Here is a 13,358-nt window from a genome sequence, read left to right as displayed (position 1 = left end):
GTGTCCGACTCCCTCGACGTCCTCATCATCGGCAGCGGCCTCATGGGCGCCGCCGTCGCCCGGGGCCTGCGCGACGCCGATCCCGCCGTCTCGATCCTCATGGTCGACGGCGGGCCCGCCGCGGGCTCGGTTCCCGGCCTCCATCTGCACGACAGCGAGGAGCCCGAGATCTGGAGCCGCTACAACCGGCAGATCGCGACCGGGGTGCAGGGTCTGTACACCGGGGCCGACGTGACTCCGGACATCACCGACGAGCTCCGCTCCGTCGAGCCCGGCATGTACAACCTGTCGGCGATGGGAGGCGACGCCGGCGCCATGCCCGCGAGCGCGGTCGCGTGGAACGTCGGCGGGATGGGCGTGCACTGGACGGCCGCCACTCCGCGGCCCGCGGGCGGCGAGGTGTTCGACGACGGCGACCCCGCGCAGTGGGCCGCCGACCTCGCGCGCGCCGAGCAGCTGCTCGACGTGCACGACTCCCCGCTCGGACCGACCGGCCCGGGGCGGGTGGTGCTCGACGTGCTCGAGGACGTCTTCGGGTCGGTGAGCGCCCCCGGTCGTCACCCGCAGCCGATGCCGATGGCCGTCGCCGGGAATCCGACCGGCCCGCTGGCCCGCACCGGCCCCAACCGCGTCTTCCCGCCGATCGCGAGCGGAGGCGACGACGCCTTCGAGCTGCGCGCCGGCACGCTCGCGGTGGCGGTGCGCCACGAGGACGGCCGTGCGATCGGCGCCCGGGTGCGCGAGATCGCGACCGGCCGCGAGTACGACATCGACGCGCGAGTGACGATCGTCTGCGCCGACGTCGTCCGCACCCCGCAGCTGCTCTTCGCGTCGGGTATCCGTCCGGAGGCGCTCGGGCGCTTCCTCAACGAGCACGCGTTCGTGACCGCGCGAGTGGTGATGGACCTCGAGCGCTTCGGCCTCGACGCCGCGGGGCTGCCGATGCTGCGCGAGGGCGAGTTCGCCACCGACTCGCTCTGGCTGCCGCAGAACGGCGACGCACAGCCCTTCCACGGGCAGATCATGAACACGGTGTTCCTCGACGAGGACCGCACCCCGTTCGCCTACTCGGTCGGCCTCTCCTTCTACACGCCGGTGGAGTCGCGACCCGAGAACCGGCTGGTGTTCTCGGAGCACGAGACCGACGTGACGGGGATGCCGCGCCTCCGCGTGGACTTCGACTACACCGACCGCGACCTCGCGCTGATCGAGGACGCCCGCGAGCGGATCCGCACCGTCGCCGAGCGCTTCGGCTCGTTCGACCCCGAGACGGAGTGCGTCGTGCTCGCGCCCGGGTCCTCGCTCCACCTCACCGGCACGGTCCGCTCGGGCGCGGTGGACGACGGCACCAGCGTCTGCGACCCGTCGGGCCGGGTGTGGGGCGTCGAGGGGCTCTACCTCGCCGGGACGGGCGTGATCCCGACCCCCGTCGTCTGCAACGCGACGCTGACCGGGACGATCACCGCCGTGCGGGCGACCCGCGCGGTGCTGGCCGCGCTGGAGGGCGCGCGCGTGTGAGCGCCCCCGTGCGGTCTGCAGGCCGCACCCCTCTCACCCCACTCCCACCCCGCCCAGGAGGCCACCCGTGAACATCGACCAGCTCGCCACCCGCTACGAGATCGCCCTGCCCGCCTGGATCGAGGACGCCGTGCGCGACGTCCCCGAGTTCCTGCCCGGCCTCGAGGATCGGATGGCACTCGTCCACGCCCTCGCCGACCGCAACTTCCGCGAGGGCAACGGCGGCCCGTTCGCCGCGATCGTCGTCGAGCGCGACTCCGGCCGCGTGGTGTCGGTCGGCGTCAACGTCGTCCTCGGCAGCGGAGTCTCATCGGGTCACGCCGAGGTCACCGCGCTCGGTCTCGCGCAGACCGCGCTCGGCACCTGGGACCTGGGCGGGGAGGGCCTGCCCGCCCACGACCTCGTCGTCAACTGGCGTCCCTGCGTGCAGTGCTACGGCGCGACGCTCTGGTCGGGCGTCCGCCGCCTCGTCGTGGCAGGCTCCGGCCCCGAGCTCGAGGAGATCTCGACCTTCGACGAGGGACCCATGCGCGAGGACTGGGCCGCCGCCTTCGAGGCGCGCGGCATCGAGGTCGTCGACGGCGTCCTCCGCGACGAGGCGCTCGCCGTGTTCCACGCCTACCGCGCCCACGTCGACGCCGGCTCCGCCCTCGTCTACAACGCCCGCGCCGCCACCGACTGACCCGCCGCGCGTCCGACCGTCACCACTCCTCTCGAGAAAGCAGTCCCCGCATGCTCCGCCGTTCGCAGTTCGCCCTCAACGCCATCCAGTGGATCAACGTGAAGGCCGATCCCGACGACCCCGCGAGCGAGTCGCTGTGGCGCTTCGCCGACCCCGCCTTCCGCGACGAGTACCCGCAGGTGCTGCGCGAGATCCGCGATGCCGGATTCGGCGCCACGATGCTCGAGGTGCTCGCGACGCAGACCCTCCAGGACTACGCGCACATGATCGAGGAGTCGGGCCTCGAGCTCGCGCCGGGCTACGCCTCCGTCGCCCTGCCCGAGGACTCGGGTCGCACCCTCGAGCGCGGCAGCGCCGAGTGGGTGCACTGGTTCGACGGCGTCCGGCGCAAGGCGGAGGAGACCAACTACGTCGGCCTCGACACGGTGTTCCTCGCGCCCGAGGTCAGCTTCGAGCCGGGCGTCGTCCGCACCCGCGAGGCGGTCGCCGTCGGAGCAGGATTCGACGAGGGTCGGCTCGACCGCGTGATCGAGATCCTCGCCGAGGCGGCGGAGGTCCTGCGCGCGGAGGGTGTCCAGGCCGGCCTGCACAACCACGTCGGCACCTGGGTCGAGACCGAGCACGAGATCGACCGCGTGCTCGCCGCGATCGACCCGGCCCTGCTGGGCGCCTCCTTCGACATCGGCCACCTGGTCTGGGCCGGCATGGACCCGGTCGCGATGGTCCAGCGGTACTCCGACCGCCTGATCGACCTGCACGTGAAGGATCTGCACCTCGGCATCGCGGAGGCGAGCCGCGCGATCCCGACGCCGTACGACCGGGCGACCGACAGCGGGCTCTTCCTCGAGCCGGGCCTCGGCGGCATCGACCTCGACGGCGTCCTCGCCGCGCTGCCGGCCGACTTCGGCGGCTGGATCATCGTCGAGGTCGATCGCGCCAGCATGCCCCCCGCCGACAGCGCCCGCGTCAGCGGAGCCTGGCTCGACCGGGTCGCGACGGCCTGACGCGCGCGAGGCGCCTGCGCGCGCCGCGGGTGGGCGGATCCGCCCCCCCCGCTGATCGAGTGGCCCGCGCAGCGGGCGTATCGAGATCCACCAGCGTCAGAACGATGGGCCCCGAGCCCGATCCGCTGAAGCCGGTGGGTCTCGATACGCCCCTGCGGGGCTACTCGACCAGCGTGTCGGAGGCCGCCGACGCGTCCGGCGGCCCGGCGCGACCGGTCAGCGCCACCAGCCGTCGAACATCGACAGCGGGACCTGGCGCTTGTGCTCGGTCGCGGCGTAGCGCGCCTCGATCGCCTCGGCGACCTCGGGCGCGACGTCGCCGCCCTCGAGGTAGGTGTCGAGGTCGGCGTAGACGAGTCCGAGGTTCGACTCGTCGGTCTGGCCGGGGTTGTCGTCGAGCAGGTCGGCGGTCGGCGCCTTCTCGTAGAGGCGGGCCGGTGCGTCGAGGTGCTGGAGCAGCGAGCGGCCCTGGCGCTTGGTGAGCCCGGTCAGCGGGAGCACGTCGGCTCCGCCGTCGCCGAACTTGGTGAAGAAGCCGGTCACCGCCTCGGCCGCGTGGTCGGTGCCCACGACGAGCATGCCCTCCTGCCCGGCGATCGCGTACTGCGCGATCATGCGGGCGCGGGCCTTGGTGTTGCCCTTGACGAAGTCCGTGATCGGCTCGCCGACCGCGTCCTCGAACGCCGCCGCGATCCCGTCGACGCCCCGCTGGATGTCGAACGCGATCTGTCGGTCGGGGCGGATGAAGGTCAGCGCGAGCTGCGCGTCGGCCTCGTCGGCCTGGACGCGGTAGGGCAGGCGCACCGCGATGAAGGAGGCGTCGCCTCCGCTCGCCCGCACCTGCTCGACCGCGAGCTGGCACAGCCGGCCGGCCAGGCTCGAGTCCTGGCCGCCGCTGATGCCGAGGACGAGGCCCTCGGCCCCGGTGTGACGGAGGTAGTCGGCGAGGAAGCCGCTGCGTCGTTCGACCTCGGCGGCCGGATCGACGGTGGGGGAGACGTGGAGCTCGGAGATGATCTGCTGCTGGACGTCGCGCATCCCTCCACGGTACCCCGGATGTGTGGATCGCAGCGCTGCGTGGCTGCTTTCTCACGGCGCTTCGTGTCGCTCTTAGGTGCCGATGACGAGGACGCTCGCTGCTGATTCGACGACGTCGTCGGTGATGGTCTCGAGCTCGTTGATCTTGAGGACGCGGGCGATCTGAGGCATGAGTCGTTCGAGGAGTCGGAAGTTGCCGCGCGTGATGCGCTCGACGGCGGCGACGGCTTGCGAGTCGGTGAAATCGTCAGGGTTCAGCGCTCGGCCGAGCCTCTTCCACTGCCGGTCGAGGACGAAGAGGAGTTCGTCGCGGGTGAGTGGGTGGTATTGGTGGGCGAAGCCCAGACGGCTGTAGAGCTGGGGGTAGTGGCGGAACTGCTGGTCGATGCCGGGCATGCCGATGAGGATGATCGAGGTCCGTGTGCGGTCGTGGTGGTCGCGCAGGAACTCGATCGCGTTCGGAGTGAGTCGCTCGGACTCGTCGATGGTGGAGGCGACGGTGCGGGCGATGACCCACCCGTCGCCGTCCGGGGCGAAGGTGCTACGCAGCTGCAGACGCCAGGTGCTGTGCGCGCCCCAGATCGTCGCCTCGGTCAAGGTCCGCACGGTCAGGACCGGGTCGATCTCGCTGCCGGTGACGACCGAGTCGACCAGGTCGACGGCGTGGTAGCTCCGGTCGGTGTCGACGTCGGAGAGCCAGTCGGTCTTCGACTGCACGAACCCGGTCATGTGAGTGAGGGTGAACTGAGGCGCGAGGAGCTCGTCGAGCGCGGTCACGTCGGCGAGGACCATCGCGTCGAACTCCTCCGTCTGCAGCGCGAGGAGCGCGCTGGTGAGGGCGGCGGGCAGATCCGACCGGCTCATCGGGCGCTCACCGGCTGGACCGCGAGAGGCGCCGCGGCTGCGCGCCGGGCCGCGAGGGTGCTCGGGACGATGAGGGCGAGGGTCGTGACGAGGGCGAGCAGCAGCAGCCCGGTGCCGCCGGTCAGCGCGAGCGACGTCTCGGCGGTGACGCTCACGGCAGTCTCGACACCGGAGGCAGGTGCGGCGAGGGTGGCGACGGCGACGAGGATGCCCAGGCCCACGGAGGTGCCGAGCTGGTGGAACGTGTTCACGACTCCGGATGCGGCCCCTGCGTCCTCGGAGGTGGTGCCGGCGATGCCGAAGGTGGTCATCGGAGCGAACGCGAGACCCTGGCCGGCGCCGATGAAGAGCATGGGCGCGGCGACCGCGGCGAGGTAGCCGCTGTCGGGGGTGATGCGGGTGAGCCAGAGCATTCCGGCCAGGGTGAGGACGATGCCGGCGACGAGCAGAGCCGTGTTCCCGATCCGGTCCGACAGGCGCGGGATGAGCAGGGCGACGGCGAAGTTGACAAGCGTCATCGGCAGGAACGCCAGGCCCGCCTGCAGCGGGTTGAATCCGAGGGCGCCCTGGAGGTACTGGGTGGTGAAGTAGAAGAACCCGATCATGGCGCCGAGGTAGAGGAACCGGGTGAGGTAGGCGCCGGTGCGCTGACGGCTCGCGAACAGGTGCAGCGGCATGATCGGCTGCGCGGCCCGCGACTCCGCGACCACGAACGTGACGAGCAGCACCACGGCGAGGGCGAAGGAGACGAGGGTGGTCGCGTCGGTCCAGCCGTTCTCGGAGCCGTGCAGGATCGCGAAGACGAGTCCGCCGACGCCGAGGGTGGCGGTGATGGCGCCGGGGAGGTCGAAGCGGCCGGGCCGGGTGGCGGTCTCGGGGAGGAACTTCGGGGCGAGGGCGATCATGGCGATGCCGATCGGGACATTCACGAAGAACCCGGCGCGCCAGGAGATCCAGGAGGCGAGCGCGCCACCGATGACCATGCCCAGGCTCGCGCCGATGCCGGCGGTCGCAGCGTAGGCGGCGACGGCGCGGGCGCGCTCGCGGCCCTCGAAGCTCGCGGTGAGCAGCGACAGCGCGGACGGGGCGACGATCGCGGCGCCGATGCCCTGGATCGCGCGGGAGCCGATCAGCCACCACCCGGCGGGGGCGAAGGCGATGAGGAGGGAGGCGATCGAGAAGACGACGAGGCCGAAGATGAACACGCGCTTGCGGCCGAGGAGATCGCCGGCCCGGGCGCCGAGCAGCAGCAGGCCGCCGAAGACGAGGGTGTAGGCGTCCTGCACCCAGGCGAGCTCAGCGGGGGCAAGGCCGAGGTCGGCCTCGAGGCTGGGCAGCGCGGTGAAGATGACCGAGTTGTCGAGCAGGATCATGAAGTAGCTGACGAGGATGATCGTCAGGATCGCGCCCTTGTGGGGCGCGGTCCGAGGCTCGGTGGTCGCGGGTGTCGATGTCATTGGTGGTTGTCCTTCCCGCATCCATGCAAGCGCTGCGGCTGCATCGGCGGCAGTGACCGGTGTCCCAGGTACTGCCAGTGCACCCCTTCTACCGCGGGAGAGGTCAGGCGGGATCGACGCGCAAGGTCGTGCTGGTGGCGAGGGCGCTAGTGATCGCGCGCACGGCGGAGCCGCTGCCGTACTTGCGGCGGTAGGCCTCGTCGATACGGTCATCGACGGTGTCGTCGCGGGCGAAGACGACGTCCTTCGCCACCCCACCGGCCTCGATGCGGCCCTCGCCGCGAACTTGGGTGCCGCGGAACCAGCTCGCGTCGGGTCCGTTCACGGAGCGGACGTAGATCGAGTCGTCGACGCGGACCTGCCAGATGATGACGAGTCGGCGCAGGGTGCCGTCGGCGCGGCAGCCGGCGATGCGCAGCTCTCCGGCGTCGCCGACGCGGTGCAGCTCGTCTGCGGTCCAGGTGGTCATGGTGCTTCTCCTAGTTCGAGGGATCGGTGGCGACCTCGGCCGCGGCCGCCTGCTCGCTTTCGCGGGTCGCCGCGAGGCTCGCGAGCATGCGCAGTCCATCGGCGGAGGGGGTGCCGGGGCGGGCGGTGTAGGCGAGGAGGGTGAGGTCGGTGTCGGAGTCGAGGGTCATCGCCTCGTAGTCGAGGTCGAGGTCGCCGACGAGCGCGTGGTGGATCTTCTTCGTGCCGGTGCGGTGGAAGCGCACGTCGTGCTTCGCCCAGCTGGTGCGGAACACGTCACTGCGGGTGGAGAGCTCACCGACGAGGTTGGACAGCTCCCGGTCGTACGGGTTCCGACCCGCGGACGAGCGGAGGATCGCGACGATGTCGTCGGCGGACTTCTCCCACTGCGGGAAGAAGTCGCGCGAGCGCACGTCCAGGAACACGAATCGAGCCGTGTTCGGCGGCCCGTAGGGACTGGCGATCATGTCCGCGTAGAGCGCGCGGCCGAGCGCGTTGGTCGCGAGGAGGTCGTGGCGGTTATTGCGCACCCAGGCGGGCGCGTCGGTGATCGCGTCGAGCAGACGCTGCACGCTCGCGGACACCTGAGTGGTCGCGGCGGCGCGGCGCTTCGCGGGCGCGAGGTTCGCGGCGCGCGCGAGGTCGAACAGGTGCGCCCGCTCCGCGTCATCGAGCTGCAGGGCGCGGGCGAGGGCGTCGAGGACGCTTTCGGAGACGCCGCTGAGGTTTCCGCGCTCGAGGCGGTTGTAGTAGTCGACGCTGACGCCGGCGAGCATCGCGACCTCTTCGCGGCGCAGCCCCTCGACGCGGCGGTTGCCGCCGTACACGGGCAGTCCAGCCTTCTCGGGCGTGATTCGGGCGCGACGGGTGGTGAGGAACTCGCGGACTTCGCTCTGCATGGTCATGGCGCCGGCTTTCAGGCTTCGGGGATGGAGAAATTGAAGAACGCGGGGTGCTCCTCGTCCGGATCGGGTCCGCTGCGCACGCCGGTGTCGAGGGAATCGATGCGCGCGAGCTCGTCGTCCGAGAGCTCGAAGTCGAAGACGTCGAAGTTCGCCGCAATCCGCTCGGGGTTCGTCGACTTGGGGATCGCGGAGCGGCCCTGCTGCAGGTGCCAGCGGAGCATCACCTGCGCCGGGCTCTTGCCGTGCTCGGCCGCGATCGCGCCGATCGTCTCGTCGTCCATGACGCTGCGGCGCTCGTCCCCGTAGCCGGGGTAGAACGTGATGCCGCCGATCGGCGACCACGCCTGGGTGAGGATGCCGCGCTCGGCGTGCTCGCGGCGCAGGTCGGGCTGCGAGAAGTACGGGTGCAGCTCGACCTGGTTGACGGCAGGGATCACGTCGACCTCGGCGAGCAGGCGCGCCAAGTGCGCGGGCGTGAAGTTGCTGACGCCGATCGCGCGCACGCCGCCGTCGGCGAGGAGCTTCTCGAGCGCCTTGTACGCGGCGATCGTCGTATCGAAGCGCGAGGGGACGGGCTGGTGCAGGATCAGCAGGTCGAGCCGCTCGACGCCGAGCTTGCCGGTCGCCTTCTCGAACGCGTGCAGGGTCTGCTCGTAGCCGTAGTCGGTCACCCAGACCTTCGTCTCGACGAACACCTCCGAGCGGTCCAGGCCCGAGCGGCGCAGGCCCTCGCCGACCTCGCGCTCGTTGCCGTACGCGGCGGCGGTGTCGATGTGGCGGTAGCCGGCCTCGAGGGTGGACTGCACGGCGGCGGTCGTCTCCTCGGGCGCGCTCTGGAAGACGCCCAGGCCGAGAGCGGGAAGGGTGACGCCGTTGTTGAGCGTGAGCTGGATCGTCATGCGAGCCACGCTACGACTGCCCGGAGGAAGGAGGGAGGGGCTGGCATTACACGGAACAGCAGAACCTCCCGCGCCCGCGAGCAGCGCGGTTGCATGGTTGCAGGCCACCGAGACGACGTCCGGTTGCCGAGAGTATCCGCCGCAGCCCGTGCGGCACCACTCCCTCACGAGAGAAGCGAGACCTCATGCGCGCAACCGTCATGTACGCCGCCGGCGACGTCCGGATCGAGACCGTCCCCGACCCGAAGATCCAGGAGCCGACCGACGCGGTCCTGCGCATCGTCGCGGGCTGCATCTGCGGCTCCGACCTCTGGCCCTACGCCTCCATGGAGCACTCCGAGCACGGCGCCCGGATGGGACACGAGTTCGTCGGCATCGTCGAGCAGATCGGCGACGACGTCTCCGACGTCGCCGTCGGCGACTTCGTGATCGCCCCGTTCGTCGCCTCCGACGGCACCTGCGACTTCTGCCGCGAGGGCCTGCAGACCTCCTGCCGCCACGGCGCCCACTGGGGCAACCCCGGCGACGGCGGACAGGGCGAGAAGGTCCGCGTCCCCCAGGCCGACGGCACCCTCGTCGTCGTCCCGGCCGGGTTCGACGAGAAGCTCATCCCCTCCCTCCTCGCCCTCTCGGACGTCATGTCCACCGGCTACCACGCGGCGATCACCGGCGGCGTCGGCCCCGGGAAGACCGTCACCGTCATCGGCGACGGCGCGGTCGGCCTCTCCGCGGTCCTCTCCGCGAAGATCCTCGGCGCCGAGCGCATCATCCTGATGGGCCGCCACACCGTCCGCACCGACCTCGGCCGCGACTTCGGCGCCACCGACGTCGTCGCCGAGCGCGGCGACGAGGGCATCGCCCGCGTCAAGGAGCTCACCGGCGGCGACGGAACCCACGTCGTCCTCGAAGCGGTCGGACTGAAGGCGGCGCTCGAAACGGCGTTCGCGGTCGTCCGCGACGGCGGCGTCGTCAGCCGCGTCGGCGCCCCGCAGTTCGCGGAGGTGCCCTTCGGGTTCGGCGACTTCATGCGCAACATCACCCTCACCGGAGGTGTCGCCCCCGCCCGCCACTACATCCCGACCCTGCTCCCCCTCGTCCTGGACGGAACCATCGAGCCCGGCCGAGTGTTCGATTGGACCGTCGACCTCGACGGGGTGCCCGCCGGCTACCAGGCGATGGCCGACCGCGAGGCCCTCAAGGTCCTCGTCCGCCCCACCACCGACCAGAACTGACCGAAGAGGACACCATGACCGCATCCGAGACCCTCACCGTCCTCGTCGTCGGCGCGACCGGCAGCATCGGCCGCCGAGTCGTCGCCCACGCCCTCGACGCCGGCCACACCGCGCGCGCCCTCGTCAGAGAGGAGCGACGCGCCGGCCGCCTCGACCCTCGCGCCGAGGCGGTCGTCGGCCGGCTCACTGCCGCGGAGACACTGACCGAGGCCGTCGAGGGGATCGATGCGGTCGTGTTCACCCACGGCGCCGCCTACGGCAGCGACGACGCCCGCGACGTCGACTACGGCGCCGTGCGCAACGTCCTCACCGCCCTCGACGACCGGCCCGTCCGCATCGCGCTGATGACCGCGATCGGCGTGACCGGGCGCAGCGTCACGCACGACTGGAAGCGGCGCAGCGAACGCCTCGTCCGCGCCAGCGGCAACCGGTACACGATCGTGCGGCCCGGCTGGTTCGACGCGAACAAGCCCGACGAGCTCGCGATCACCTTCCTGCAGGGCGACACCCGCCATGCCGGCAGCCCCGCAGACGGCGTCATCGCCCGCGACCAGATCGCCCGCGTCCTCGTCGAGTGCCTCACCTCCCACGACGCCGATCGACGCACCGTCGAACTCGTCGCCGAAAACGGCCCTGCACCCGAGGACCTCGCCCCGCTGTTCGCGGCGGCCGACCCCGATCCGGCAGGCCAGTTCGACGGAGTTCGCGACCAGACGAACCTGCCCGCCTCCGCGGAACCGGCTGAGGTGACGGCGGATCTCCAGCGCCTCGGAGCCACTTCGTGAGGGGTCGCCTCGCCGCAGCCGCGGGGACGCTGTCGGTCGCCGCGACCCTCACCGGTTGCACTGCCGGGGACCGTGCAGCGGAAGATCCTGCGACGACGCTGACCTCGGCCTCCAGTGCGGCACCAACCCCGCAGCAGCCCGAACCCTCCACCTCGGCACCGGAGCTGGAGGGGCAGTACCGCGACGGGGAGTACACCGCCCGCGGCTGGTACGGAGGACTGCCGTCGCACCACGACGTCACCCTCACTATCCAGGACGACGCCGTCACAGCGGTCGCCATCACTACCCCGGCCGAGGACGAGACGTCGCTCGGCTACCAGCAGCGCTTCGCCGAGGCTCTCCCCCAGGCGATTGTCGGCCGCCCCGTCGGTGAGCTCGAGGTCGACCGGCTCGCCGGCTCCAGCGGCTGCTCGGAAGGGTTCATGAACGCCCTCGCGCAGATCCGAGACCAGGCCACCGCCTGATCCCTCTAGGAGGTACTGCCCCGTGACCTCCTTCCCACTCTCGACAGGAGCAGCAGCCATGACCGAACCCACCCCCATCCAGCAGCTCGTCGGCGGCTTCGCGCCGAAGATCGTCCAGCTCACCGACGACGTCCTCTTCGGCGACGTCTGGGAGCGCCCCGAGCTCTCCCCCCGCGACCGCAGCCTCATCACCGTGTCCGCCCTGATCATGGGCGGCAACGCCGAGCAACTGCCCGGCCACCTCAGCCGCGCCCTCGAGAACGGCGTCACCCGCAACGAGCTGATCGAGACGATCACCCACCTCGCCTTCTACGCCGGCTGGCCCAAGGCCCTCTCCGCCGTCACCGTCGCCAAGAAGGTCCTCGGCGACACCGCCGACGCCTGACCCCCGCGCACGCTGAGCCCGCACGCCCCCTCGACGCAAGGAGAACCCCATGGAGTACCGCCCCCTCGGACGCACCGGAGTGTCCGTCAGCCCCCTCGCCCTCGGCACGATGATGTTCGGCCCCTGGGGCAACGACGACCGCGCCGACTCGATCCGCGTCATCCACGCGGCGCTCGACGCCGGAATCAACTTCGTCGACACCGCCGACGTCTACTCCGGCGGCATCTCCGAGGAGATCGTCGGCGAAGCCCTCCAGGGCCGCCGCGACGACGTCGTCCTCGCCACCAAGTTCTTCATGCCCATGGGCGAAGGACCCAACCGCTCCGGCGGCTCGCGAAAGTACATCATGCGCGCCGTCGAGGACTCGCTCCGCCGCCTCGGCACCGACTACATCGACCTGTACCAGGTGCACCGCCCGAGCCCGACGGCCGACGTCGAGGAGACGCTCGGCGCCCTGACCGACCTCGTCCGGCAGGGCAAGGTCCGCTCGATCGGCTCCTCGTCCTACTCCGGCAGCCAGATCGTCGAAGCGCAGTGGGCCGCCCGCGAGCGCGGCCTCGAGCGCTTCGTGACGGAGCAGCCGCCCTACTCGATCCTCGTCCGCGGCATCGAGGAGGACGTGCTGCCGACCGTGCAGCGCCACGGCATGGGCACCCTCACCTACAGCCCCCTCGCCGGCGGCTGGCTCTCCGGCCGCTGGCGCAAGGACGCCGCCGGCACGCCGACCTCCTCCGCCCGCCCGAGCGCCCGCTTCGACATGAGCACCCCCGCCAACCAGCGCAAGCTCGACATCGTCGAGGAGCTCGCTGTCCTTGCCGAGAGCGCTGACATGACGCTGATCCAGCTCGCGATCGCGTTCGTGATCCGCCACCCCGGCGTCACCTCCGCGATCATCGGCCCTCGCACCATGGAGCAGCTCGAGTCCCAGCTGCCCGCCGCCGATCTGACCCTCGCCCCCGAGGTCCTCGACCGCATCGACGAGCTCGTCGCCCCCGGCGTCACCCTCAACCCCGACGACAACAGCTACGGCGCCACCGAGCTGACCCCTGCCGCGCGCCGACGCTGACCCGACCGACCTCTGACGTGACGCCGAGCAGGATCGACCTCGCCGCCGCACTGGCTGCCGCCGACGTCTCGGCGGCAGCCAGGCTCGACGCCCACATCACCACGCTCTGGGACTCGAAACCCGACCCCGACGCGACCCGCTCCCTCTTAAGGGAACTCGCCACCGAGCTAGCTGACGTCCGAGCGCGTTTGAATGCCGCTCTGAACCCCGCCTGGTGGACGGAGGCCAGCTCCGACGTGATCCTCCAGACGTACGAAGACGCGCAGGTGTGGACGCGCAGCAACCCCGACTGCGACGAGCTCACAAGACTCTTCGTTCAAGTGGTCCGCAGTCGCACCTAGCAGCCGCCTCTCTCATCGACGTCGACCCGCCTGAGATCCCGATCCTCGGCCAGCCCAGCCCTCCATCCAGGTGCGAAACGAAGCGGCGCTAGAACACCGCCACGCATTGCCGAGATCCACACCCCGGATGCCCGCGGCACGCCGATCCGCTCCAGCTGTCGCCGATCGTGGATATGCCGGGAGATGTCGCCGATCGCAGACACCTTCACGTTTGTCACCGATCGTGGACAGGCCCGGAGATGTCAGCGAA

General features: G+C 71.2%; 15 protein-coding genes. 9 read left to right on the top strand and 6 right to left on the bottom strand.

What is annotated here, in order from left to right; translation table 11 throughout:
• The 3 genes from GRS92_RS10115 to GRS92_RS10105 all read left to right on the top strand — a co-directional run bounded on the left by GRS92_RS10115 (position 1) and on the right by GRS92_RS10105 (position 3,204).
• Positions 1–1,518, top strand: a complete 1,518-nt coding sequence (locus GRS92_RS10115) for a GMC oxidoreductase (protein WP_204162382.1) — start codon at positions 1–3, stop codon at positions 1,516–1,518.
• Between the two features lie 67 nt (positions 1,519–1,585).
• Positions 1,586–2,200, top strand: a complete 615-nt coding sequence (locus tag GRS92_RS10110; protein ID WP_204162025.1) for a hypothetical protein — start codon at positions 1,586–1,588, stop codon at positions 2,198–2,200.
• A gap of 50 nt (positions 2,201–2,250) precedes the next feature.
• Positions 2,251–3,204 (top strand): sugar phosphate isomerase/epimerase family protein, encoded by a 954-nt coding sequence (locus GRS92_RS10105; protein WP_159855854.1) that lies wholly within the window; start codon positions 2,251–2,253, stop codon positions 3,202–3,204.
• A 216-nt stretch (positions 3,205–3,420) separates the two neighbouring features.
• Here the strand turns inward: GRS92_RS10105 and nadE are convergent, their stop codons facing one another.
• The 6 genes from nadE to GRS92_RS10075 form a co-directional block, all read right to left on the bottom strand.
• Positions 3,421–4,242, bottom strand: a complete 822-nt coding sequence (gene nadE, locus GRS92_RS10100) for an ammonia-dependent NAD(+) synthetase (protein ID WP_159855852.1) — start codon at positions 4,240–4,242, stop codon at positions 3,421–3,423.
• Between the two features lie 72 nt (positions 4,243–4,314).
• Complete coding sequence (locus GRS92_RS19040; protein ID WP_235021924.1) at positions 4,315–5,106, bottom strand: DUF4440 domain-containing protein; 792 nt, start codon at positions 5,104–5,106, stop codon at positions 4,315–4,317.
• Complete coding sequence (locus tag GRS92_RS10090; protein WP_159855840.1) at positions 5,103–6,563, bottom strand: MFS transporter; 1,461 nt, start codon at positions 6,561–6,563, stop codon at positions 5,103–5,105. Before GRS92_RS10090 ends, GRS92_RS19040 begins: the two co-directional genes overlap by 4 nt.
• A gap of 103 nt (positions 6,564–6,666) precedes the next feature.
• Positions 6,667–7,032, bottom strand: a complete 366-nt coding sequence (locus GRS92_RS10085; RefSeq protein ID WP_159855838.1) for a DUF2255 family protein — start codon at positions 7,030–7,032, stop codon at positions 6,667–6,669.
• Between the two features lie 10 nt (positions 7,033–7,042).
• Entirely contained in the window at positions 7,043–7,936 is an 894-nt protein-coding gene (locus tag GRS92_RS10080) for a helix-turn-helix transcriptional regulator (RefSeq protein ID WP_159855836.1), read from the bottom strand.
• An 11-nt stretch (positions 7,937–7,947) separates the two neighbouring features.
• Positions 7,948–8,835, bottom strand: coding sequence for an aldo/keto reductase (locus tag GRS92_RS10075; RefSeq protein WP_159855834.1), 888 nt, complete (start codon positions 8,833–8,835; stop codon positions 7,948–7,950).
• A 185-nt stretch (positions 8,836–9,020) separates the two neighbouring features.
• Between GRS92_RS10075 and GRS92_RS10070 the strand changes: the two genes are divergently transcribed.
• The 6 genes from GRS92_RS10070 to GRS92_RS10045 are packed head-to-tail and all read left to right on the top strand — an operon-like array spanning position 9,021 to position 13,108.
• Positions 9,021–10,067, top strand: a complete 1,047-nt coding sequence (locus GRS92_RS10070; RefSeq protein WP_159855832.1) for a zinc-dependent alcohol dehydrogenase family protein — start codon at positions 9,021–9,023, stop codon at positions 10,065–10,067.
• 14 nt (positions 10,068–10,081) lie between these two features.
• The gene (locus tag GRS92_RS10065) at positions 10,082–10,852 is read left to right on the top strand and encodes an SDR family oxidoreductase (RefSeq protein ID WP_159855830.1); all 771 of its coding nucleotides are present in this window, start codon (positions 10,082–10,084) and stop codon (positions 10,850–10,852) included.
• Positions 10,849–11,316: a hypothetical protein gene (locus tag GRS92_RS10060; protein ID WP_159855828.1), complete on the top strand. Its 468-nt coding sequence runs from the start codon at positions 10,849–10,851 to the stop codon at positions 11,314–11,316. Before GRS92_RS10065 ends, GRS92_RS10060 begins: the two co-directional genes overlap by 4 nt.
• Before the next feature lie 58 nt (positions 11,317–11,374).
• Positions 11,375–11,701 carry a carboxymuconolactone decarboxylase family protein gene (locus GRS92_RS10055; protein ID WP_159855826.1) on the top strand — a complete coding sequence of 109 codons (327 nt, stop codon included), beginning with the start codon at positions 11,375–11,377 and terminating at the stop codon, positions 11,699–11,701.
• Between the two features lie 49 nt (positions 11,702–11,750).
• The gene (locus GRS92_RS10050; protein ID WP_159855824.1) at positions 11,751–12,767 is read left to right on the top strand and encodes an aldo/keto reductase; all 1,017 of its coding nucleotides are present in this window, start codon (positions 11,751–11,753) and stop codon (positions 12,765–12,767) included.
• Between the two features lie 17 nt (positions 12,768–12,784).
• On the top strand, positions 12,785–13,108 hold the full coding sequence (locus tag GRS92_RS10045; protein WP_159855822.1) for a hypothetical protein: 324 nt from the start codon (positions 12,785–12,787) through the stop codon (positions 13,106–13,108).
• Positions 13,109–13,358 lie beyond the last annotated feature (250 nt).

Source organism: Rathayibacter sp. VKM Ac-2754, assembly GCF_009807095.1.
In the GTDB taxonomy this organism is placed as follows: domain Bacteria; phylum Actinomycetota; class Actinomycetes; order Actinomycetales; family Microbacteriaceae; genus Rathayibacter.
Note: the sequence above shows the minus strand (reverse complement) of the source record. Positions and strands in the feature narration are given on the sequence as shown.

Bases quoted from the DNA above. Each gene is read 5' to 3' on its own strand.
- GRS92_RS10065 (WP_159855830.1), top strand. From the start codon at position 10,082: ATGACCGCATCCGAGACCCTCACCGTCCTCGTCGTCGGCGCGACCGGC.
- GRS92_RS10075 (WP_159855834.1), bottom strand. From the start codon at position 8,835: ATGACGATCCAGCTCACGCTCAACAACGGCGTCACCCTTCCCGCTCTC.
- GRS92_RS10055 (WP_159855826.1), top strand. From the start codon at position 11,375: ATGACCGAACCCACCCCCATCCAGCAGCTCGTCGGCGGCTTCGCGCCG.
- nadE (WP_159855852.1), bottom strand. From the start codon at position 4,242: ATGCGCGACGTCCAGCAGCAGATCATCTCCGAGCTCCACGTCTCCCCC.
- GRS92_RS10085 (WP_159855838.1), bottom strand. From the start codon at position 7,032: ATGACCACCTGGACCGCAGACGAGCTGCACCGCGTCGGCGACGCCGGA.
- GRS92_RS10105 (WP_159855854.1), top strand. From the start codon at position 2,251: ATGCTCCGCCGTTCGCAGTTCGCCCTCAACGCCATCCAGTGGATCAAC.
- GRS92_RS19040 (WP_235021924.1), bottom strand. From the start codon at position 5,106: ATGAGCCGGTCGGATCTGCCCGCCGCCCTCACCAGCGCGCTCCTCGCG.
- GRS92_RS10070 (WP_159855832.1), top strand. From the start codon at position 9,021: ATGCGCGCAACCGTCATGTACGCCGCCGGCGACGTCCGGATCGAGACC.
- GRS92_RS10080 (WP_159855836.1), bottom strand. From the start codon at position 7,936: ATGACCATGCAGAGCGAAGTCCGCGAGTTCCTCACCACCCGTCGCGCC.
- GRS92_RS10090 (WP_159855840.1), bottom strand. From the start codon at position 6,563: ATGACATCGACACCCGCGACCACCGAGCCTCGGACCGCGCCCCACAAG.
- GRS92_RS10050 (WP_159855824.1), top strand. From the start codon at position 11,751: ATGGAGTACCGCCCCCTCGGACGCACCGGAGTGTCCGTCAGCCCCCTC.